Source organism: Longimycelium tulufanense (assembly GCF_014645795.1).
Taxonomy (GTDB): Bacteria; Actinomycetota; Actinomycetes; order Mycobacteriales; family Pseudonocardiaceae; genus Longimycelium; species Longimycelium tulufanense.
This window is the reverse complement of the sequence record NZ_BMMK01000048.1, coordinates 1-22,128: the sequence shown is the minus strand read 5'-3', so window position 1 is coordinate 22,128 and position 22,128 is coordinate 1. Positions and strand designations below refer to the sequence as shown.

At 70.0% G+C, this 22,128-nt stretch carries 18 protein-coding genes and 1 pseudogene; 6 read left to right on the top strand and 13 right to left on the bottom strand.

From position 1 onward, the window contains the following. Positions 1 to 35: 35 nt before the first annotated feature. From IEY55_RS28700 to IEY55_RS28690, 3 genes are read right to left on the bottom strand one after another with little or no spacing between them, the layout of a single operon-like run. Positions 36 to 1,160, bottom strand: a complete 1,125-nt coding sequence (locus IEY55_RS28700) for a DegT/DnrJ/EryC1/StrS family aminotransferase (protein ID WP_268239370.1) — start codon at positions 1,158 to 1,160, stop codon at positions 36 to 38. Positions 1,161 to 1,171: 11 nt separating this feature from the next. After that, positions 1,172 to 2,182, bottom strand: a complete 1,011-nt coding sequence (locus IEY55_RS28695; protein WP_189061706.1) for a Gfo/Idh/MocA family oxidoreductase — start codon at positions 2,180 to 2,182, stop codon at positions 1,172 to 1,174. Then, on the bottom strand, positions 2,179 to 3,474 hold the full coding sequence (locus tag IEY55_RS28690; protein ID WP_189061705.1) for a nucleotide sugar dehydrogenase: 1,296 nt from the start codon (positions 3,472 to 3,474) through the stop codon (positions 2,179 to 2,181). Before IEY55_RS28690 ends, IEY55_RS28695 begins: the two co-directional genes overlap by 4 nt. A gap of 567 nt (positions 3,475 to 4,041) precedes the next feature. Here IEY55_RS28690 and IEY55_RS28685 point away from each other — a divergent pair. Both IEY55_RS28685 and IEY55_RS28680 read left to right on the top strand, forming a co-directional pair. Beyond that, positions 4,042 to 4,947, top strand: coding sequence for a DMT family transporter (locus IEY55_RS28685; protein WP_229686853.1), 906 nt, complete (start codon positions 4,042 to 4,044; stop codon positions 4,945 to 4,947). Positions 4,948 to 4,953: 6 nt separating this feature from the next. Continuing rightward, a complete protein-coding gene (locus IEY55_RS28680; protein ID WP_189061704.1) occupies positions 4,954 to 6,318 on the top strand; it encodes a TrpB-like pyridoxal phosphate-dependent enzyme in 1,365 nt (454 codons plus the stop codon). Between the two features lie 108 nt (positions 6,319 to 6,426). Here the strand turns inward: IEY55_RS28680 and IEY55_RS28675 are convergent, their stop codons facing one another. Further along, the gene (locus tag IEY55_RS28675; protein WP_189061717.1) at positions 6,427 to 6,939 is read right to left on the bottom strand and encodes a MarR family winged helix-turn-helix transcriptional regulator; all 513 of its coding nucleotides are present in this window, start codon (positions 6,937 to 6,939) and stop codon (positions 6,427 to 6,429) included. Positions 6,940 to 7,061: 122 nt separating this feature from the next. Then, complete coding sequence (locus IEY55_RS28670; RefSeq protein WP_189061703.1) at positions 7,062 to 7,418, bottom strand: bleomycin resistance protein; 357 nt, start codon at positions 7,416 to 7,418, stop codon at positions 7,062 to 7,064. Positions 7,419 to 7,602: 184 nt separating this feature from the next. Between IEY55_RS28670 and IEY55_RS28665 the strand changes: the two genes are divergently transcribed. Together IEY55_RS28665 and IEY55_RS28660 are read left to right on the top strand one after the other, a co-directional pair. Then, entirely contained in the window at positions 7,603 to 10,104 is a 2,502-nt protein-coding gene (locus tag IEY55_RS28665) for an ATP-dependent Clp protease ATP-binding subunit (RefSeq protein WP_189061702.1), read from the top strand. A gap of 105 nt (positions 10,105 to 10,209) precedes the next feature. Further along, positions 10,210 to 11,124: a ribonuclease Z gene (locus IEY55_RS28660; RefSeq protein WP_189061701.1), complete on the top strand. Its 915-nt coding sequence runs from the start codon at positions 10,210 to 10,212 to the stop codon at positions 11,122 to 11,124. 34 nt (positions 11,125 to 11,158) lie between these two features. On the opposite strand, the pseudogene IEY55_RS28655 reads toward IEY55_RS28660, so the two are convergent. Beyond that, positions 11,159 to 11,659, bottom strand: a pseudogene (locus tag IEY55_RS28655) (metallophosphoesterase family protein); the annotation flags it as partial. Positions 11,660 to 12,408: 749 nt separating this feature from the next. On the opposite strand from IEY55_RS28655, the gene IEY55_RS28650 reads away from it, so the two are divergent. Beyond that, on the top strand, positions 12,409 to 12,900 hold the full coding sequence (locus IEY55_RS28650) for a DUF6292 family protein (protein WP_189061700.1): 492 nt from the start codon (positions 12,409 to 12,411) through the stop codon (positions 12,898 to 12,900). Between the two features lie 199 nt (positions 12,901 to 13,099). On the opposite strand, the gene IEY55_RS28645 is transcribed toward IEY55_RS28650, so the two are convergent. From IEY55_RS28645 to IEY55_RS28620, 6 genes are all read right to left on the bottom strand, one after another. Continuing rightward, on the bottom strand, positions 13,100 to 13,993 hold the full coding sequence (locus IEY55_RS28645) for a PIG-L family deacetylase (protein WP_189061699.1): 894 nt from the start codon (positions 13,991 to 13,993) through the stop codon (positions 13,100 to 13,102). Positions 13,994 to 14,299: 306 nt separating this feature from the next. After that, a complete protein-coding gene (locus IEY55_RS28640; protein ID WP_189061698.1) occupies positions 14,300 to 15,337 on the bottom strand; it encodes a 2-hydroxyacid dehydrogenase in 1,038 nt (345 codons plus the stop codon). Between the two features lie 28 nt (positions 15,338 to 15,365). Continuing rightward, a complete protein-coding gene (locus IEY55_RS28635) occupies positions 15,366 to 15,986 on the bottom strand; it encodes a histidine phosphatase family protein (protein ID WP_189061697.1) in 621 nt (206 codons plus the stop codon). Beyond that, on the bottom strand, positions 15,983 to 17,467 hold the full coding sequence (locus tag IEY55_RS28630; protein ID WP_229686852.1) for an FGGY-family carbohydrate kinase: 1,485 nt from the start codon (positions 17,465 to 17,467) through the stop codon (positions 15,983 to 15,985). The genes IEY55_RS28635 and IEY55_RS28630 overlap by 4 nt, the downstream gene beginning before the upstream one ends. Then, the gene (locus IEY55_RS28625; RefSeq protein WP_189061696.1) at positions 17,452 to 18,990 is read right to left on the bottom strand and encodes an FGGY-family carbohydrate kinase; all 1,539 of its coding nucleotides are present in this window, start codon (positions 18,988 to 18,990) and stop codon (positions 17,452 to 17,454) included. The genes IEY55_RS28630 and IEY55_RS28625 overlap by 16 nt, the downstream gene beginning before the upstream one ends. A gap of 18 nt (positions 18,991 to 19,008) precedes the next feature. Next, positions 19,009 to 20,340, bottom strand: a complete 1,332-nt coding sequence (locus tag IEY55_RS28620) for an MFS transporter (protein ID WP_189061695.1) — start codon at positions 20,338 to 20,340, stop codon at positions 19,009 to 19,011. Between the two features lie 315 nt (positions 20,341 to 20,655). Between IEY55_RS28620 and IEY55_RS28615 the strand changes: the two genes are divergently transcribed. Beyond that, complete coding sequence (locus tag IEY55_RS28615) at positions 20,656 to 21,474, top strand: DeoR/GlpR family DNA-binding transcription regulator (protein WP_229686851.1); 819 nt, start codon at positions 20,656 to 20,658, stop codon at positions 21,472 to 21,474. A gap of 97 nt (positions 21,475 to 21,571) precedes the next feature. Here the strand turns inward: IEY55_RS28615 and IEY55_RS28610 are convergent. Next, the coding region (locus tag IEY55_RS28610; RefSeq protein WP_229686850.1) for a hypothetical protein at positions 21,572 to 22,128 on the bottom strand (557 nt) is incomplete at its 5' end.

Sequence of the window (22,128 nt, the reverse complement as noted above, 5' to 3'; positions counted from 1 at the left end):
CGTACCGACGCGTCCACCCGTGGTAATGCAGTGCCTCACTCATCGCGTCCTCCATGGAACTTCTCGATCAGCTCGCAGACGAGGTCCACCTGCTCATCGGTGAGGTCGGGGTAGAGCGGCAGGCCCACCGCACGGCGGCTTGCCGCCCTGGCGACGGGCACCGGGTGACGAGCGCCTGGAAGGTGCCGCAGGCACGGCTGATGGGAAAGCGGACGCGGGTAGTAGACCTCGGTTCCGACGTCGTGATCCGCGAGGAAGTCGACCAGTTCGTCGCGCCGTTCGGTTTCCAACAGGTACACGTACCAGACGAGGTTGCTCTGGTGTTTGGCCGGGGCTTGCCACGGGATGGTGACCTGAGGCAGCCGAGCGAGGCGTTCGCTGTATCGTTGCGCCAGCTGTGCGCGGCGCAGGATGTCCTGGTCAAGCCTCTCCAGACGGGTCAACAGAACTGCCGCCTGCAGCTCGTCGCACCGACTGTTCCAGCCGAGCTCGAGGTAGGTGTGCCTGAGCTCGGTGGCTTCGCCGTGACAGCGGGCGCGTCGTACCCGGCCGGCGATGTCCTCGTTGTCGGTCAGGACCATGCCCGCGTCGCCGAGCGCGCCCAGTGTCTTGGTGGGGAAGAAGGACAACACGCCGGCCGTTCCCCACCGCCCCGCGTGCCTTCCCGCGACCCGCATACCGATGGCCTCCGCGCTGTCCTCGATCACCTGTAGCCCGAGTTCCTCGGCAAGGTCGCAGAGCGTGGCCAGGTCAGCCGTCTGGTTGAACAGGTGTACGGGCATGATTGCTTTCGTGCGCGACGTGACGGCGGCGGCGGCCCGGTCCGGATCGATCGCGTAGGAGCCGGGCACGATGTCGACCAGCACCGGATCAGCTCCGACATGGATCACCGAGGAGACACTGGCGAAGAACGTGTACGTCGGCAGAATCACCTCGTCGCCGGGGCCGACCCCGGCAGCCCGGAGCGCGAGGATCAGCGCGTCGGTCCCACTGTTGCACGCGATCGCGTGTTGTGCCCCGGTGTATTCCTTGATCGCCTTCTCGAGCTGATGCACCATCTCATGGGAGGTGAACCGGCCGCGCCGGACAATCTTCCGAACACGGTGGGAAATACGGGACCAGTCACGACGAACGGATGCCGCACCCGAGAAGAAGGGCACAGTGGTGTCGGTCAGCACGTTAGGTCCTCCTTGCCGTGGACGGCCAGCGTGGCGGCTTCCACCAGTTCGACCGCGCGCAGGTGAATGTCGAGCCCGCACGGTGGTGGCCGCTCCAGCGTGCCGTCAAGGTGTGCGTAGACCAGCTCGAGAAAGCGGGTAAGCGGCGCGTCCTGCACCACTCGGCGCCCTGGTTCCCCGGTCACCCGCAGTTGCCCGAAGTCGTCCTCCGAACTGATCGGAAAGTCGGCTCGCAGCTCGCCGGAGGTCCCGGTGATACGCAGGCGCCGGATGCGGATCGACGAGGTCAGGTCGCTGACCAGAGTGCTGGTTGCACCGCTGCGGTGCCGTAACACGAGTCGTACCCCGCCCATGGCTGCCAGAGTTTTCGTGGGAAGCGGCATCGACCAGGTCCGCACCTCGGTGATCTCGGTGACCTCACCGCCGAGATACAGCGCGAGTACGACCTGATGTGGTAACTCGATCTCGAGAGCGTTTCGGTGACCGCGGTCGGTGATAGTGCGTCGGAACCGCGGCTTGCTCTGCTCCATGTACAGCATCTGCGGCGTGCCGATCCGGCCTGCCGTGAGCAATTCCGTGACCTGCCGGGTGATCTGACTCGCCGGCCAGACGCTGACCGGGATAAGCTGTGCACCCCGTCGAGCGGCCTGCGCCGCGAGCTGGCGAGCCTCGCTGTGGCTGCCCGCAATGGGCTTCTCCAGGACGAGGCATCGTGCACCCAGATCGAGCAGTTGGGTGGCCAGTGGAATGTGCGTACCGGCCGGTGCGGTGATGTGGAAGACCCCGAGGGTGGGGTCCGTGAGATGGTCGAACGCCCCGCCAGGGGTGGGGAACCAGGTCGTCCCCGGCAGGAGGTCAGCCGGATGCCGGGGATCGACGACGATGACTTCACCGGTCCGCAACGTGCCACGCTCGGCAAGGGTTCGCAGGCTCCGGTGGTGCAGGTCCCGACCTGCCCTGCCATAGCCGACGATGACAGGTCGTAGCAGTTGGGCGTGGGTCATAGGTGCGCCACCCCGTCACCGCTGTGCACCAGCTGCCAGGTGTCCAACAGCAGCGGTGCCGCGTACCACAGCGGCCGTTTCATGATCTCCTCGTGCGGAGTGATCAACACGAGACAGTCGTGTGCCGCGACGGCATCGCGTTCCCATTCGACCCTGGGGACCGCCTCACCGTCGACAACAAGATCTCCGACGATCGGATCGGTGTAGGTCGGCTTTGCCTGGCGTCGACGCAGCTCGCGGATGACTCCCAGGGCCGGCGAGTTGCGGGTGTCGGGAACGCCCGGCTTGTAGGCGACGCCGACCACCAGCACCCGGCTGCCGGACAGGTCGCTGCCGGCATCCCTGAGCAGCGCCTCCAACCGGTCCACCACCTGGATCGGCCGACGCAGGACATGCAGGTAGGCGGCTTCGAGCAGAGGCAGCCGTGCGGCGGCTCGAGGGGCGACGGCCTGCAGGAACAACGGATCGACCGCGATGCACTCGCCACCGACACCCGGACCGGGCCAGTGCGGCAGGAAGCCGAACGGCTTGGTCGACGCCGCAGCGATCACCTCCCGGACCGGGATCCGTAGCCCGCGGCACAGGTCGGCCAGCTCGTAGGTGAGCGCGATGTTGACCAGGCGGAAGGTGTTCTCGAAAACCTTGGCGGTCTCGGCAACCTCCGGGCTCGAGACCGGAACCACCTTCGTGCAGACCAGCTCGAGGAGTCGACGGGCACGCGTCGTGCACTCTCGGGTCAGGCCACCAACCAGCTTCGGAGTGTTCGCCAACCGCCAGCCGTGCTTGTTCGCCGGGTCGATTCGTTCCGGTGAGTAGGCCAGGTTGAAGTCCTTGCCGGGACGCAGGCCGCTGCACTCGGCGAGACGGTCGGCGGCAGCAGTGGTCGTGCCGGGCGGGGCGGTGGACTGGAGTACGACGAGCATCCCCGGCCGCAGGCGTTCGCCCAGCAGGTCGAGGCTCGCGTTGACGAAGTGGAGATCGGGCTCACCAGCCCGGGTCAGCGGAGTGGGTACGCAGATGACCACACTGTCCACGGTGGATAGCGGGTCGGGATCGTTGGTCGCCGTGAGCCGACCTCCCAGTGAAATCAGCTCGTCGTCGGTGACGTCCGGAAGGTAGGACCGTCTGCGTTTGACGGCGTCGACCTTGGCCTCGTCTATGTCGTAGCAGGTCACCGGTACGCCGGCCGCCGCGAAGGCCACGGCGAGCGGAAGACCGGTGTAACCGATGCCAATGACGCCGATACTGCGAGGACGGTCGTGTGTTGGCCGAGCTGGTTCGTGATAAGTCACGTTGGCTCCTGCGCGCGTGCTACTGAGGTCGCGTGGCGGCCGCTCCCGACGGTGAGCAGCGCCCCCAGGACCACGCGACGGTCTGCAAAGCACCGGAGGTGGAACCAGCATCTGCCGTGCGCGTACCGGTCGCCAGACCAGGCGAAGCGCGTCAACCCGGACCAGATAAGGCCGCTGTGTGCGGCGACAAGCGGAGCCACCCCTCAGGAGTAACGGCGTAAAATCGCGGGTGGCAACGAGAACCGCGACCGGTAGGGCGAGTCCCGGAAGTCTGGCCGGTGCGCCACTCGGTCCGACAACCAGGTCCGGCGGCGCGAACCGACCGGCAGCCGCGCCGCCGCCCGCCAAGTGGCTCATCGGGTGGGGCGGGGCCGCTGTTGGAGCGGGTGGTCTGCTCGCAGACATCGGATCTGGTCTGGATGACACACGGCAGGGCCAGCTTTGATGGGGGAGCCGAGACCGAGGGGGCGTCATCCATGGGGAGCAGCACACGACCAAGGTGGCCCAAGAGCTGTGCGGCGAAGTGGTCCTCGACGTCGCTTCTTCGCCAGTCTTAGCTTTCCGGTCATGCTCCGCGGAAGTGTGCTGGCCGCTGTCGCTCAGATCCTGGTGGGAAGCTCGGTCGCGGTTCTGGCCGCGCTCCGGGACTATCCGTTCTACTTGGGACAGGGTCTGCGTTATGGCGGCGCGATGTTGGTGTTGGCGATTGTCCTGCGGATGATCCCCAAACTTGATGTGGCGGCCGGGTCGGACAGTTCGTCGAACAGGCGGCTGACACTGCGCGACTACGGACGCCTGCTGGCGATGTCGCTCACGGGAATGGTGGGGTTCAACCTGTTCGCCTTGGCGGCGGAGCGGCGTGCCGATCCGGCGCTGGTCGGGGTGATCGTGGGCGGAGCCCCAATCGTGCTGGCGGTGGTGGGTCCCCTACTCGCTCGTCGGGTCCCGTCCGTCCGGATCGTGTTCGCCGCCGTGGTCGTCACCGCGGGTGTGGTGTTGGCACAAGGGATTGGGGGCGGCTCGTTGTCCGGTGTCCTGCTCTCGATCGGTGCGCTGGCGGGAGAGACCGCTTTCGCCTTGCTGTCGGTGCAACTGGTGCGTCGTATCGGAGCGATGCGGGTTTCCACTTACGCCTGTGCCGCCGCCGTGGTGCTCTGCGCCCTTGGCACAGTGGTGACCGGGGAGATGCGGATGCCCACAACCGAAGAGTGGCTCGCGCTGGCCTGGCTCGCCTGGGGGGCGACGGCGCTCGCCTACGTGTGTTGGTTCGGCAGTCTCGGCCTGCTCGGCCCCGAACGGTTCGGACTGTTCACCGGGTTGGTGCCGTTCAGCGCGGTGGGTATCACTGCCCTGATCGGTACCGGCACGCCCACCTGGGGCCACGTGCTGGGGGCACTGGTGGTGGGGTCCGGAATCGTGCTCGGGCTGTGGGACAAGAGTGCTCGACAGTTGACTCCAGCGGGAAGGAAATGACCTGCGATGAAAAGGATCGTGCTCCCACACAGCGACCTGCCGGACCGGTGGTACAACATCGTCGCGGACCTCCCGAGCCGGCCGGCGCCCTACCTGCACCCGCAGACCCTCGAGCCGCTCGGGCCCGAGTTCTTCGCGCCACTGTTACCGCAGGCGCTCATCAGGCAGGAGTTCTCGACCGAGCGCTGGGTCGAGATTCCAGACCGGGTGCGCGAGATCTACGAGATCTGGCGTCCCTCACCGTTGTACCGGGCGGACCGGTTGGAGCGTGCCCTGGACACGTCCGCCAAGATCTACTACAAGTTCGAAGGCGTCTCTCCGGCCGGGTCGCACAAGCCGAACACCGCCATCGCACAGGCGTACTACAACAAGCTGGAAGGCACGAAGCGGCTCACCACCGAGACCGGTGCCGGCCAGTGGGGCTCCGCTCTCGCGTTCGCCGGTAGTGTCTTCGATCTCGACGTGACCGTGTACATGGTCAAGTCGTCGTACCACCAGAAGCCATACCGCCGGGTGATGATGGAGACGTGGGGCGCCACGGTCTTCCCGTCACCGACCGACCGCACCGCGGCGGGGCGGGCGATCCTGGCCGAGGATCCGGACTCACCGGGCAGCCTGGCGATGTCCATCAGCGAGGCGACCGAGGAAGCGGCCGGTCGCGACGACACGAAGTTCGCGCCGGGATCGGTGATGAACTACGTGCTGATGCACCAGACGGTGATTGGGCTCGAGGCGAAGAAACAGATGGAGCTGGCCGGTGACTACCCCGACGTCGTCGTGGCGTGCGTGGGGGGTGGCTCCAACTTCGGTGGCTTCACCTACCCGTTCCTGCAGGACCGGCTCGCAGGGAGGAAGCCCCGCACCCGCTTCGTGGCCGCCGAGCCCGATGCCTGTCCGACCTTGACCAGGGGAAAGTACGCCTACGACTACCCTGACACGGCACGCACCTCACCGGTGATGCTGATGCACACGGTCGGCAACACCTTCATGCCACCACCGATTCACGCCGGGGGACTGCGACATCACGCCGACGCTCCCTCACTCTGCCTGCTTGCCGACCAAGGCCACATCGAGGCGCGGGCCTACTCGCAAGGCGACGTGTTCACCGAGGCGGTCCGGTTCGCGCGCAGCGAAGGGTTCATCATTGCGCCGGAGTCGTCGCACGCGCTGCGCGCGGCAGTCGACGAAGCGCTCGCGGCCCGCGTTGCGGGGGAACCCAGAACGATCGTCTTCAACCTCTCCGGGGTGGGCCACTTCGACATGGGCGCGTTCGACGACTTCCTGGCCGGAAAGCTGGCGGACTACGAGCCGCCGGACGAGCGGATCCAGGAGTGCCTGACCTCGCTGCCCCAGGTACCGGAGCCGGCCTGACCCTGCGTGCGGCCAGGGCGCGGCTGCGGCCAACGACGGTGGCGGGTTGTCTCTCCCTCGCCGTCACGGGCCCGCAAGAAGCCTTGTGGCGGGTGTGGGGACCGGAGGTCAGGCGTCGACGACGCGACGTTGCCGCCTGACCTCCGGCGCCACCTGCAGCGCCGCGGCCTCCCGCCGGAACACCTCGGTCATCTCCTCGACGAACGCGATGATCGCGGCGAGCTCGGCGGGGCTGCTCCGACTGACCACGGACTCCAACGAGCGGATCAGGCCGTCGAAAACCGACCGGACGCCGGTCCGGTTCCGCGGCACCGGCTCGACCAGCACCTTGCGCCGGTCGAAGGGGTCGCGCACCCGACGTACGTAGCCGGCGCGCTCCAGTCGGTCGACCACCCCGGTGACGGCACCGGTGGACAGTCCGGAGAGCTCCGCGAGCCGTCCGGCGGTGATCGGCCGCTCCGCCTGGAGGACGAAGTCGAGACACTTGTAGTCGGTCAGCGACAATCCCAGCAGTGTTGCGACCTCGGCGTGGTAGAACACGGTGGCCGTCCCCAGACGGCGCCCCAACTCGCCCAGTCGTTTCGCGGCCTCCGGAACGTCTCGGCTCCCCGGCTCCGACACCCTCCGCACACCTCGCCCCCACGAACGCTTTTCGATCAAGCTACCGTGCGGGGGCCGGCCGAATGCCGCTTCTGCCGGGAACTCCACTCGATGGATGTCCAGAACTGTCGGGGACAGCGCAACTACAGCAACGCGCCGATGCGAAGCAGGTTGCCGTGCGGGTCGATCAACGCGAACTCCACCATCCCGTAGTCTGTCTCCACCGGCGGTCGTAGCCGCTCGCCGAGGTCGAGCCGACTCCATTCGGTATACCGGGCCCTTACCTCGGTGACCGTGTCGTACCGGAGATAGCAGGCGACGTCGTTGGTCATCGGTTCCACATCCGTCTTGAGCCAGAAGTGCAGCTCGACGTTGTCACGGGACATGATCAGGTAACCCGGATGGCGAGGCAGTTCCTCGGTGAAGCCCAACAGTTCGTAGAACGCCACGGTCACGTCCAGGTCGGCGCTGGGCAGGATCGGAATGGTCGTTGCACCCATGAGCGGATCATCCCCGGGAACACCGACACCCCACCCGGCCCCGGAACATCCGTCACGCCTGCCACGTTCCCCCGATGGGGAAAGGATCACCAGGTAGACGACGACCACGCGTGCGCCGAGTCGCGCCGGACGGCACCGAGTGGTACGCCCAGACGTGTAGGAGACAGCGGAAGGCAGGGGGACGATGACCGGTTTCTTCGGCCCGGGCGGGTTCGGGCAGAGCCCGTTCGACGACTTCCTGGCCCGGTTCTTCGGTGCCGGTGCGCCACGCCGGCCCGTCCAGCGTGTCGACATCACCCGGCTGATGAGCGACCAGGCCCGGGAACTGCTGGCCACCGCGGTCTCCCAGGCCGCGGAATGGGGCTCGCCCGACCTGGACACCGAACACCTGCTGTGGGCGGCCACCCAGCTCGAGCCCACCCGGCAGCTCCTCGGCCGCACCGGCGCCGACCCGGACGCGGTCGCGCGCGACATCGACAAGCGGGTGGAGCACGGGGAACGGCGCGAGGAACCGCCGGTGCTCACCCCGGCCGCCAAGCGGGCGTTGCTGGACGCCCACCAGATCTCGCTCGCCCTCGGCTCCTCCTACATCGGCCCCGAGCACCTGCTGCTGGCGGTGGCGGCCAACCCGGAGTCCTCGGCCGGCCGGCTGCTGGGGGACCTGCGGGTCACCCCGCAGTCCCTGCAGCGCGCGGCCGCGGGCCGCTCGGCGGCTCCCGCCGAGGCCCGGCCGCGCGCCGACACCCCCACCCTGGACCAGTACGGCCGTGACCTCACCGCGCTGGCGGCCGCGGGCAAGGTCGACCCGGTCGTCGGCCGGGACGACGAGATCGAGCAGACCATCGAGGTGCTGTCCCGGCGCACCAAGAACAACCCGGTGCTCATCGGCGAGGCCGGGGTCGGCAAGACCGCGATCGTGGAGGGCATCGCGCAACGCATCGTCGACGGCGACGTCCCCGACGTGCTCGGCAACCGGCGGGTCGTCCAGCTCGACCTCACCGGGATGGTCGCGGGCACCCGCTACCGCGGTGACTTCGAGGAACGCGTCAAGAAGGTGATCGACGAGTTGCGGGAGCACGGCGAGGAGGTGATCGCCTTCCTCGACGAGCTGCACACCGTGGTGGGCGCGGGCGCCGGCGAGGGCGCGATGGGCGCCGGCAACATCCTCAAGCCCGCGCTCGCCCGCGGCGAGCTGCACATCATCGGCGCCACGACGCTCGACGAGTACCGCAAGCACATCGAGAAGGACCCGGCCTTCGAGCGCCGATTCCAGCCGATCCTGGTGCCCGAGCCGACAGTGGACGACACCATCGCCATCCTGCGTGGCCTGCGGGACCGCTACGAGGCGCACCACCAGGTGCGGTTCACCGACCGGGCGCTGGTGGCCGCCGCCGAGCTGTCCGACCGCTACCTCACCGACCGGTTCCTGCCGGACAAGGCGATCGACCTGATCGACCAGGCCGGCGCCCGGGTCCGGCTGCGCACCCGGCGGCCCGCCACCGCCCTGCGCGACCGGGAACGCCAGCTGGAGCAACTGAGCCGGGACAAGGACCAGGCCGTCGCCGACGAGCAGTACGAGCGCGCCTCGACGCTGCGCGACCGCATCGCCGAGCTGCGGCGGCGCGTCGACGAGCTGCGCGGGGACGACCGCCCCACCGGGGTCTCCACCGTCACCGAGGACGACATCGCCGAGATCGTCGCCCGTGCGACTGGGATCCCGGTCAGCCAGCTCACCGAGGAGGAACGGGACCGGCTGCTGCGCCTGGAGGAACACCTGCGCAAGCGGGTGATCGGGCAGGACGAGGCGGTCGAGGCGGTCGCCGAGGCGGTGCGCCGCTCGCGCGCCGGGCTGGGCGACCCGAACCGCCCGGTCGGCAGCTTCCTGTTCCTCGGCCCCACCGGCGTCGGCAAGACCGAGCTGGCCCGCGCGTTGGCCGAGGCGTTGTTCGGACAGAGCGACCGAATGATCCGGCTGGACATGAGCGAGTACGGCGAGCGGCACACGGTCAGCAGACTGGTGGGCGCCCCGCCCGGTTACGTCGGCTACGAGGAGGCCGGGCAGCTCACCGAGGCGGTGCGGCGGCAGCCTTACTCGGTGGTGTTGCTCGACGAGATCGAGAAGGCGCATCCGGACGTCTTCAACATCCTGTTGCAGGTACTCGACGACGGGCGGCTCACCGACGGCCAGGGCCGCACGGTCGACTTCCGCAACACCGTGCTGATCATGACCAGCAACATCGGGTCCGAGGCGTTGACCGGTGGCGGCCCGGCCGGCTTCCGCGCCGGCCAGGCCGAGGAGACCAACGTGCGGGACCGGGTGATGGCCCGGCTGCGGGAGTCCTTCCGCCCGGAGTTCCTCAACCGGATCGACGCGGTGATCGTGTTCCGCCGGCTGGACCGAGAGCAGCTGCGGCGCATCACCGAGCTGCTGCTGGAGGAGACCCGGCGCCGGGTGCACGCCCAGGACATCACGGTGGAGTTCACCCCGGCGGCGGTGGACTGGCTCGCCGAGCACGGCCACCAGCCGGAGTTCGGGGCGCGGCCGATGCGACGCACCATCCAGCGCGAGGTCGACAACGAGTTGTCCCGCATGTTGCTAAGCGGCCAGCTCTCGGCGGGCCAGCACGTGACGGTCGACCAGCGGGACGGCCGCCTCGCCTTCGACGTGACCTCGGCACGGCCCTGACGAGCGGGGGAGGGGCGGCCCGGTCTTACCGACGTCCCGTGGCCGGCCTTTCGCTGCTCCTCCGCCCCTGGAAACGGTGTCTTGCGAGGATGCCAAGGTGCGGGTGTGTCGCCGCGAGAACTGATCGTGCTGGGTACCGCCAGCCAGGTGCCCACCCGGTACCGCAACCAGAACGGTTACCTGCTGTGCTGGGACGACCAGGGACTGCTGTTCGACCCCGGGGAGGGGACGCAGCGCCAGTTCCTGCTGGCCGGGGTCGCGGCGAGTGCCATCACCCGGATCTGCCTCACCCACTTCCACGGCGACCACTGCCTCGGTGTGCCCGGGATCGTGCAGCGCTTGTCGCTGGATGGGGTGGCGCACCGGGTGGTCGCGCACTACCCGGCGTCCGGGCGGGAGTTCTTCGCCCGGCTCCGCCACGCCGCGGTGTTCCACGAGGTGGCCGACCTCCGGGAGGAGCCGGTGGCCGGGGACGGCACGGTCGCGTCCGGCCCGTTCGGATGCCTGGAAGCGCGACGGCTGGACCACCCCGTCGAGTCGGTGGGCTACCGGCTCGTCGAGCCGGACGGGCGCCGTATGCTGCCCGAGCGGCTCACCTGGTTCGGCATCGGTGGTCCCCGCGTCGGGCAGCTCCAGCGCGCCGGGCACCTGGAGGTCGGTGGGCGGACCGTGACCCTGGCCGAGGTGAGTGCCCCACGGCCGCGCCAGCGGTTCGCCTTCGTCATGGACACCCGGCTGTGCGAGGCGGCCTTCGCACTCGCCGAGGGGGTCGACATGCTGGTGATCGAGTCCACCTTCCTCGGCCCCGACGCCGACCTCGCCGCCACCTACGGTCATCTGACCGCGGCCCAGGCGGCGCGGGTGGCCACCGAGTGCGGTGTGCGCCGGCTCGTGCTGACTCACTTCTCCCAGCGCTACGACGACCCGGTGCGCTTCCACGACGAGGCGGCCGAGGTCTTCGACGGCGACATCGTCGTCGCCACCGACCTGGCCCGGATCCCGGTCCCCGCGCGGCGCTGAGGCCCGTGGCGGTCAGGGGCGACCGGGAACGTGGCCGTCTCGGCGGCAGATGATGGAGGACCACGTCAGTGAGCTCCACATCGCTGATCCGGGCGGTCATGTACGTGCATGTCGGCTGCCGCCGACGGTCGGTCGGCGAACCGGGGTTGAGCAGGCGGAGTCCGGTGTCGGTGGTGGTGTCCCACGGGATGTGGCTGTGCCCGAACACCAGCACGTCCGTGTCGGCGAACCGGGCGGCACACCGCTGTTCCCGGCCCTTGGCGGGCCCGGTCTCGTGCACCACGGCGAGCCGGACGCCGGCCAGCTGCACGGTGACGACCTCGGGCAGCCGAGAGCGCAGGTCGGGGCCGTCGTTGTTGCCGTACACACCCACCAGGCGGCGGCTCCGTGTCTCGAGCTCGTCGAGCAGGGACACGTCCACCCAGTCGCCGGCGTGGACGACCACGTCGGCCCACTCCACCGCCGCCCACAGTTCGTCGGGCAGGTCACGGGCCCGCTTCGGCACATGGGTGTCGGCCATGAGGAGCAGCCGCAGCTCCGGGCCCGTCGTATCCGGCACTTCCGCTCCTCCTTGTGTCTTGTGTCGCCCCTGCGCCATCCGGGTGAGGACAGGGCAAGCGTGTGCTGTCGACCCCGGGGCGGGCAACACCGCCAGCCGGTGAGCGTGTTGCACACTGTCGTCCCGCGCACAGACCCCCCAGGTCCTCAATGGACATGCAGGCTTGTCGCGTTGCTACGAGTGAGGATCAACGATCTGCAGCAACTGTCCACTAGGGACAAATTCGGGACTCGCGTCGCTTGCGTTCGACTGTGTTGCCGAGTCACGTAATGCGCGGTGATGGATGTGGTTCTCCCGTCGCGCAGCACTACTTCGACAAGACGTCGCAGCTGCGGGTGACAGGTGGGGCGTCTGGGACGATCACGGCGAAACCGGCGGCGGGCCGGCAGCCTGGACATCTCCCCGGGCGCACGTAAACGACATGTTTCTTCGGTTAAAAGGGATCGTCTGTTACCGGCTGGGAAGGAGATTTCCGCCACCCGACACCATCAAAAACGCCGCAACCAGGCGACTTACAGCTAGTGTGAGGTCATCGCGACCGGTCTCGACGAGAACCGTCCCGACCGGTGAACCGACGCCCAACGACGCCGCGTCGCTTCTCAACCGTCCATAGGAACCTCGCTCCGCCGGGGCGGTCCGGGCCAGCCGGGAGGGGCCCGCACCACCGGAGCGAGCCGGCCGAAACCCGACCGGGGTGCGGCCGGGGACCTCCAGGAGGAGCGGACATGAACATTGACCCGTACGGTGAACCCGGGTTCGGCCTGGGCTGGTACGTGCGCTCGGTCGCCGAGGAGCTGGGACTGCCGGCCGAGGCGGCCAGCTACGAGCTGGACGAGCCGGCAACCGCCTACGTGGCGCTGGACGAACGGTGTCCGGCTTTTCCGGACCTGGACCTGATGTTGCTCTGGGACGAGGAGAACGGCTGGGCGGTCGCCGTGGAGACGCATCCCGCGGACCCGGCCGTCGTCTTGGCCTACGCGGCCGATGCGGTAGTGCCACCACCGACTGCAGTCCGGCAGTTCGTGTCCGCCGTCACTGCCGGCCGCGCCGCCGGACAGACCCTACCGCCCGCCTTCCGCACCGCGCGCGAGGCGGACGGGCTCGACGAGCTGCTGGCCGCCTACGCGCTGGCGCACCAGCACGAGATGCGGTTTGACAGCTCCTGGACGGGGGCCTCGGGTTCGTCCTCCCAGCTCGTCCCGGTCGCCGGGGTCTGACCGCGGGAAGGAAGGGCGCCGGCCCGTTGGGACCGGCGCCCTTCCCTCGTCTTCGGGGCGATTCCGACACCCGCCTCCCCGACGACGGCCTCGACCTCGCGCACGACCGAGACGTCCAGCGCTGCGAGCGTCACCTCTGTGGCCAGATATTTGTTATGCCTGAATGGTCCGGCCCATGGCGCCGGCGTCAACCCGCTCGTCAGATCGGGTCGGTGCGGCCCTTCCACGCTTCCCCGGCCTGGTAGACCTTCCGCTGGTGCTGACGGGTCATCATCGGCTCCCAAGGGGCGCTGAGATAGTCGTAGCCCCGGTACTGCTGGTATGCCTCGCGCTTCTCGGTCTCCCAGTACCCGCTCACGTTCTGCGCCATGTGCTGCGCCTGGTAGTCGTAGTACTCGTCGCGCCGGCGCACCGTGCTTCCGTTGGCGGTGTCGGCCTCGGCGGCGAACAACGCCCCGCAGATGTGGTCCAAATGCGACGCGGCGCGACTCGCAGTGGTGTCCTGGGTGCGGATGTAGCTCGGGTTCGTTTTCTCGTACAGCGCCCGAAGCATCGCGACCAGCGAGCCGCGGGTGTAGGGGGCGCGACCGTCCAGCGGATGCGCCACGAAGCTGGGGTCGTGCCAGAGCCGATGGAGGTCACCGTCCTCGACGCGTGGTGCGGACGCCGCGTGGATGTAGGGGAACAGCAGCCGGACGTTGGTGCCCTGCAACACGCTGGTCGCCACCTCGTGGCCCCCCAGCATCATCGGCTCGTGGTGCCAGGAGTTGGCCACCCGAGCCATGCGGGCGTAGGCGGCCCGCACGCCGTGCGCGCGTTGATCGGCATAGTTCAGGTCGTTCGGCTGGACGTTGCCCGCGGTGAGGTACAGGACCCAGGTGTTGTAGCCGGCCTGGACGTCGGAGATGACGTGGGGAGCGCAGAACAGGAGGTCGTCATCGGGGTGGGCCACCACCGTGAGGGTCGTGGTCGCCGCCACCCGCCGTGGCGCGGCGACCGCGCTGACCCGGCTGGTGAACGCCAGACCGACGGCACCCGCCAACGAGGCGAGCACGGTCCGACGACTTGCACCGATCGCAGGGGATTCGGCCACCCTTGCCTCCCGCCTGAGCCCTTCGTCGCCGCGGCGCCCTTCGCCACCACGGCACACGTGTCGGCCCTCGGTGAGGCGGTCATCCCGGGGCGAGGGGTCCGGTCCGTCCGACGCACCCGGCGCCGCCTCATCGCCGACAGCGTCGCCACAGCTGCGGCCCTGTCGGGCATCCTGCCCCGGTTCGCGCGGCATGATCCACTAACAGCCCTCCGCCGGGGGAACTCCGGACGAGGGAAGGGACTCCGGCTGGTCGCTGGACGAGGCTGACAAGGGTGCGGCCAGCCGGAGCCCCGATCGCCGCCGGGACTAGCCCAGGCGGGCGAGAACGTCGGGGTTGGCGCAGTGCGCGAGCGGCTCACCGCGCACGAACCGGCCAACCTCGGCCGCGGTGATCCGCGCCGCCTCCGCCGCGGTCTGCCGGCTCGCGCCAGCCAGATGCGGCGTCATGACCACGTTGGGGGTCCGCAACAGCCGGGACCCGGCGGGGATCGGCTCCTCCGGGAACACGTCGAACGCGGCCGAGAACAGGTGCCCGGAGTCCAGGGCGTCACACACGGCGTCGTAGTCGAGAAGAGCGCCGCGCGCGCAGTTCACCAGCACCGACCCGGCCGGCATCAGCCCGATCTCGGCGGCCCCGATCATCCCGGTGGTCTCCGGAGTCGCCCGCGCGTGCAGGGACACCACGAGGGACCGCCGCAGCAGCTCGGGCAACTCGACCCGCTCGGCCACCCCGGCCAGGGCGTCCTGGGTGACATAGGGGTCGAACACCAGCACCTCGGCGCCGAACCCGCGCAGGATCGCGGCCACGCGGCTACCGATCGCGCCGTACCCCACCAACCCCACGGTGTTGTTCCGCAGCTCCAACCCGACCTGGTCGTAGCAGTAGTAGTCGCCGCGCCACGTGCCTTCTGCCAGCTCGCCATGGGTCTGCGGGATCCGGCGCATGGCGGCCAACATCAGGGCGACGGTGTGCTCCGCGGTGGCGGTCGCGTTCCGCCCGGGGGCGGAGGTGACGGCGACACCGTGCTCCGTGGCAGCGGCCAGGTTCGCGTTCACCGGCCCACCGCGCCCGATCGCGAACAACTTCAGGGCCGGGCAGACCGCCAACACCCGACGGGTGAGCGGCGCCATCTGGGTCACGCAAACGCGGACGTCCCGCAACGCCTCGATCAGCTGCTCCTCGGTACCGGAGGCCTCGTGGACCTCGGCCACGTCGCCGAACGGTTCGATCGGCCACGGCAGGGTCAGCTCGACGATGTCCGGCTCGTCGCCCAATTCGGCGCGGAGCGCCTCGACGAGCAGGGAGTTGAGCACGAAGTGGTCGCCGGCGGCGAGGATGCGCATGTCGCTTCGGGTTCCTTCCAGTGACTTCTCAGCCGGCCGGGCCCTCGACCGGGGTGTTCAGTTGCAGTAGTGCTGCCTGGCCGATGCCGTCCCAACGGAGCTCGGCGAGCGTGCAGTTGCCGATGACCGGGAACAGATCCCGGTAACGCGCCAGCGGCACCCCGAGGAAGTGGCACAGCAGCAACCGGTTGAGCGTGCTGTGCCCCACGATCAGCACTCGCCCGTCGGGATGTGCGGTCACGATCTCCAACAGGCACCCGAGCGCCCGCGCGACCGCCTCCGTGGGCGGCTCACCACCGGGCAGGTGGTACGCCACCGGGTCGCGTCGGAACGCCGCCCGTGCCCGCGGGAACCGCTCGGCCATCTCGCCGGAGGTCAGGCCCTCCCCCTCGCCGAAGTCCACCTCGCGCAACCGGGTGTCCACCCGTGGCTCCAGCCCGGTGGTGCGGGCGACCGCGGCCGCGGTGTCGCGCGAGCGTGACAGCGGAGAGCACCACAGGGCGGCCAGGTCCGCGCCCTTGGCCCACTGGCCCAGGTGCTCGGCCTGCTCGTGGCCGCGCCGGGTCAGGGCCACGTCGCTGCGCCCGGCGTAGCGGTTCTCGGCATGCCAGACGGTCTCGCCGTGCCGCACCAGCACCAGGTTCGTCAAGCCTCGGCCCTCCTCTTCGCGTGCTGCGCCAGTGTCTCGGGTAGCCACCCGCGGGCGGACAGCTCCTCGACCAGGCGCAGGTGTGCGTCGAGGAGCCGGTCCGTACGCCCCGGGCGGGGGTGGAAGGTGCGCCGCAGTCGCACCATGCGGCGGGCCACCGGGGCGGGGGAGCCGTCCCGGGCCCGGGCGAGGATCGCCATGCCGAGCGCGGCCTCAGCGTTGTCCGGCACGGCGACCTCGCGGCCGAGCACGTCGGCCCGGAGCTGGCACCAGTAGGAACTACGGGCCCCACCGCCGGTCAACGTCACCTGGCCGTCGACCGGAGCGCCCAGCAGGTCGAGGTAGTCGAAGCACAGCCGCTCGACGAACGCGACGCCCTGCAGTAGCGACGCGTACTGGTCGGCCTCGTCCCGTGGCGTGCCGACGGTGAACCCCTCGGCCTGCGGTGCGACGAAGGGGAACCGTTCCCCGCGCGAAACCAGGGGATAGGTCAGCACCGTCGACGGCTCGTAGCCGGCGGCACGCTCGTCCAGCGCGGCCAGGTCGCGGTCCGGGAAAGCCCGGGACAGCACCCCGGCGCCGACACTGGATGCCCCGCCCGGAAGCCAGTTGCCATCCGACGCGCGGTGCGAGTAGAGGACGCCCAGCGGGTCGCGCACCCGTTCGGTGGTGACTCCCTTGAGGACCAACGTGGTGCCGAGCACCGAGTTCCAGGATCCGACCTCCAACGCGCCGGCCCCGAGTTGGGCGGCGCACCCGTCGGTCATCCCGGCGACGACGGCGGTGCCCGCCGGGATTCCGGTGGCGTCCGCGGCCACCGCGCACACCTCGCCGAGGACGCTGCCGGGCCGCACCACGGCCGGCAGCAGCTCGGTCGGGACGTCGAGGGCCTCGAGCAGGGCCGTGGGCCAGGTCCCGCGCACCAGGTCGTAGCCGGTCTTGAGGGCATGGCTGGAGTCCGCGGCGGTGAGCCGACCGACCAACCGGGTGGTGAGGAAGTCGGCCTGGTGCAGCAGCCGCGTCCCGGGCGGAGCCGACGTGTGCTTCAGCAGCCACAACAACTTCGGCAACGCCCACGACGGCTGCGGCTGGTAACCCAGTTCCGCCCACAACGCCGCACCCGCCTCGATGACGCGCGGCGCCTCCTCCCGCGCACGCCCGTCGTCGTACATCAGGCCACCGGTGAGGGGATTCCCATGACGGTCGGCGAGCAGGATCGTTCCGGAGGTCGCGCACACCGCGACCCCACGCACCGCCGCGGCCGGGACGTCGACCAGCGCGGCGCGGCACACCGCCTGGGCGGCCACCCACCACTCCTCGGGGCCCTGCTCGTGGCGGACACCCTCGCGGTGGCTCTCCAGCGGGCTGGACGCCCCGCCCCACACCCTGCCGTCGGCGTCCACGGCCAACGCTCGGACGCTCTGTGTGCCCAGGTCGATACCCAGCCACACGCTGCCGTCGTCGTTCACACGCTCAGGCACGACGGCCTCCCCCCGAGGCGCAGGGCGGACTCCGCGGGAACCGGGGCGGTCCGGCCGGCGAGCCGTTGCCAACCCTTGCGGGCCAGCTCCCGGAGCGCGAGGAAGTCCTCGTACTGCTGGACGTATTGCCGGTTTCGCTCGGGATCGGGTTCGTAGGCGTGGTGCACGCGCACGTACCGCGCGGCCGCAGCGGCCAGGTCCGGCTCGGCGCCGATGGCGACCATGCCGGTCAGGAAGGCACCCTTGGCACCCACCTCACTGTCGGTGGAGCGCAGCGTGGGCAAGCCGGTGATGTCGGCGATGACCTGACACCACGTGGCGCTGACCGAACCGCCGCCACAGACCCGCAGCTCGCCGGCGGCGCCGGCGGCCAGCAGGCAGTCCCGGATGACCAGGCTCAGGCCCTCGAACACCGCGCGGGCCACATCGGAACGGCTGTGCTCGATGGTGAGGCCCCACAGCGTGCCGCGCGCCTTCGGGTCGAGGAACGGGGCACGCTCCCCGGCAGGGGACAGGTAAGGCAGGAACATCAGCCCGTGCGCGCCCGGTGGGCTCTGCTCGGCCAGGGCACCCAGCTGGTCCGGGGCCTGAAGCCCCAGCATTCCCATGGCCCATCTGATGACCTCGGTCCCGGCGAGCGTGGGATAGGCACGCAGCACGTGCCCCGGGGTGTCCAGGGCGATGGTCAGCCCGGCGGGTTCACCGGAGGTGTCCACCGCGTCCCGCACGACCTCGGTGGCCAGCGTCGTGCCCAGGATGGTGCACGCCTGCCCGGGCGACACCGCACCGACGCCGAGGGCCGCGGACGCCACGTCGTAGGGCGCCATGACCACCGGCAGCCCGGCGGGCAACCCGAGCTCGGCGGCCGCCTCCGTGGTCAGTGCGCCGATGCGGTCCCCGTTGCGCCGGACCTCCGGCAACAACCGGCCGGCCCACTCCATGCCGAACAGGGCCTGCAGCTCGGGGGAGTAGCGCCGGGTGCCCAGGTCCAAGAACGGCGCCGAGGCGTCGGACTCGTCGATCACCAACTGCCCGGTCAGCCGGGAGAACACCCAGCCGTCGCAGGTCAGCGCCGCCGCGGACCGGCCCAGCCGGTCGGGGTCGTGCTCGGCGAGCCACCGCAGGATCGCGTTGGCCAGGCCCGGGAAGGTGAGCGAACCGTTGCGCCGGAACGCCTCGGCCAGCACACCCTCCCGTCGCCACCGCTCCACGATCGGCCCGGCCCGGCCGTCCGACCACAGGATCGCCGGACCGGTCGGCCGGCCCGCGGAGTCGACCAGCCAGCAGCCGTCACCCTGCCCGGTGAGGGCGAGGAGCCGCACCTCGTCGCCAACCTCGGCGACGGCGGCGCGCACGGTGTTGGTGACCGCCGCCCACACCGCGGCCATGTCCTGCTCCGCCCAGCCGGGCCGGGCACGGTGCACCTCGGTGGCGAGCCGGCGCACGGCGACCTCGGTGCCGTCGTCGTCGAACACGACGGTCTTGATCATCGAGGTGCCGAGGTCGACAGCCAGGACGGACATCAGTGTCTCCTTAACTTCTCACTCCGCGGCGAGGACACCGGGACGCGTGGTTTCCCCGGCCGGCTCGGCGACGGCGGTCGGGGCCGGCTCGCTCGCCGGCAGCTTCAACGCACCCGCCAGCACCGCGCTGGTCAGGTAGAGCCCGGCGAACAGCCACATCACGCCCTGCACGCCGAACGGTCCGAGGAACAGGCCGACCAGTGCCGGGCCGACGAACACGCTCGCGCCCGCACCCAGGTTGAGCGCGGCCATCGCCTGGCCCTTGCGGTCCGGGGCCAGCGAGGGCATCAGGGCCGACAGCGGCACGTAGCCGGCCAGGGTGGCGCCGTAGAGCGCGGCAACGAGCGCCGCCGCCCCGAACTGCGGGCCGAGCAACGTCGGCACGTAGTAGAGGAGCAACGTCGTGATCGCGCAGCCCACGCCGCCGAACCAGGCGACGGTCCGCCGCCAGCCCACCTTGTCACCCACGATGCCGAACACCAGGTTGAACACGATGTTCGTCGTGAACATGACGGTCAGCAACCGCAGCCACTCGGTGAGGCTGAGCCCGATGGTCTCGGTGAAGAAGACCGGGAGGAAGACCAGGTAGCCGAACTGCGGCGCGGTGTTGATGGTGCGCACGACGCTGCCGATCGCGACCCGGGGACGGCGCCACAGGATGGACACCCCGGCCAGCAGCGTGGCGATCGGGCGCTCCTCGGGCGGCGCCAGCCGCTGCGTCCCCGTCGGCTCCCGCACCATCAGCAACGCGACCAGGCCGCCGACGGTGATCAGCGCGAGCGAGAACCACAGCGTCTGGTAGGCGCCGATCACCGGGATCAGCACGCTGGCCACCAGCGAGCCGAGGGTCGGCAGGCCACCGGTGAAGGCGAACCAGAACCAGCCGACCGCGGTGCCCAGCCGTTCCTGCGGTGTCGTCGCCGCGATCCAGACCAGGAAACCGAAGGCGAACAGCGGATAGCCGAAGCCGCGGAGACCGTAGCCGAGCAGGAGCATCGGATAGTTGAGCGTGGGCACGGCGACGGTCAGGAACAGCACCTGGAAGGCCACCCAGATGCCCAGCCCGAGCCACATCACGCGGCGCGGGCCCCACAGTTCCGACAACGGCCCGGAGAACCAGGCCGCGATGCTGGCGGTGATGCCGTAAACGGTGAACAGCAGGGCGACCCGCGGTGCGGACACACCCTGTTCGAGCAGGTACTTCGACAGGTAACCGGCTTCCACGCCGTCGCCGATCATGAAGATCAGCAGGCCGAGGAAGCCCCAGGCGAGCGGCCGCGGGATACCGAGCCGGGCCAGCCAATGCCGGGCCCCTGCCCCGGGGTCGGGGAGGTCGAGGGTGTTGGCCATGGAGGACACACCTTCCGTCGGGCGGCGGCGTTGCCACCGGGAGGGGCGAGGTTCGGGGTGGTTCAGCAGGGGCGCGGTACCGCGAGGTGCCACGATCGAAAGCCCGGCCTGTGGCGTACGTCAACAACTCGACGCAACCCACCACGAGATACGTGAACAATCACGTGAAGTTTGGCCCGGTCAGCGGTTGCACCAAGCAGCGCACCCCGTCCTCAAGCCGAGGAAAGGCAGGTAGAAGCGCTACGCTCGGACTACTTCAACGAAGTGATATGAACGTTAAAATCACATGACCGCGACATGGGAGGGAGCGGGCAGGTGACCACCGGGGAACAGCAGAGCCAGATCGGCGCCGAGGGCCGGGTGGACCGGCAGCGCGACCGGCAGCAGCGGATCCGCGACCGGGTCGTCAGCGAGGGATTCGTGCGCACCGAGAGCCTCGTCGCGGAGTTCGGCGTCAGCCTGATGACCATCCACCGCGACCTCGACGCCCTGCAGGCCCAGGGCTGGCTGCGCAAGATCCGCGGCGGCGCCACCGCACTGCCCTCGGCGATGTTCCACGGCGATGTCGCCCACCGGATGGCGACCCAGGCCGACACCAAGCGACGGCTCGCCCGCGCCGCGCTCGACCTGGTCACCCCCGGCCAGACGATCATGATCGACGAGAGCACGACCGGGCTCTACCTGGCCCAACGCCTGACCGAGCGGGCCCCGCTCACGGTCATCAGCAACTTCCTCGCGGTGCTCAAGCTGCTCGCCGGCGAACCCGGGGTGAACCTCATCGCGCTCGGCGGTTCCTACTTCCCCGCCTACGACGCCTTCCTCGGCCTGCACACCGCCGAGGCCGTCCGGTCCTTCCGCGCCGACACCCTGTTCATGTCCACCACGGCGATCACGCACGGCCGCTGCTACCACCAGTCGCAGGAGACGATCCAGGTCAAGCGCGCGTTGATGGAGTCGGCGACCCGGAAGGTGCTGCTCGTCGACCACACCAAGTTCGCCCGCCACGGCCTGTACACGCTGGCCCCACTCACCAGCTTCGACCTGGTCATCGCCGACGACCGCATCCCGCCGGCCGCCCAGAAACACATCCGTGACTCCGGCGTCGCACTCACCATCGTGGCCACCGCACCCTGACCGGCCGTAGCTGGCTCTGCCCAGGACCGCTGTGCGGGCGCCGACCGGGGTGGCCGCGGTCCGCGACATCCCTCGGTACCCACCGCCGACCGTTGCCTCAGTGGCCCGGTGACGGCATGCCCTTGCGGGGCGCGCGGAAGCGCCCGGCGCGGCAGGCGGCCGGGTTGTGCCGGAGCAGCAACAACTCCTGCTCCGGTGTGGGATGGCCCTCGGCCACGGCCAGCTCGGCGCGCGCCAGCTCCTCCAACTCGCCCAACCGCCGCCGGCAGGCCGCCAGCTCCGCCTCGTCGGGACGACCGCGCCGCGCCCTGCGGTAGGGGTTGTCCGGGGGCAGGCGACCGGCGAAGCGCCCGTAGCAGCCCAGAACCAGCAGGACGGTGCCTGCGGCGAGCGTCGCGACGACGTGCGGGAACGCGAAGCCCAGCGGATTGACCGTTCCCATGAGGACGAGGTGGGCCAGGCCGCCCAACACCACCAGGACACCGAGCACCCCGGTGGTGGTGGAGGCGGCCACCGCCCCCAGCGACGCGGCCACGAGCAGCGCGCCCCCGGCCACCAGCACGACCACCGCGAGCAGCTGTACAGCGGACAATCCGAGTAGTTGGGTGTGCCCGGTGACTGGGCCGGGGATGAGGTCTGCGAGCCAGCCGGTGG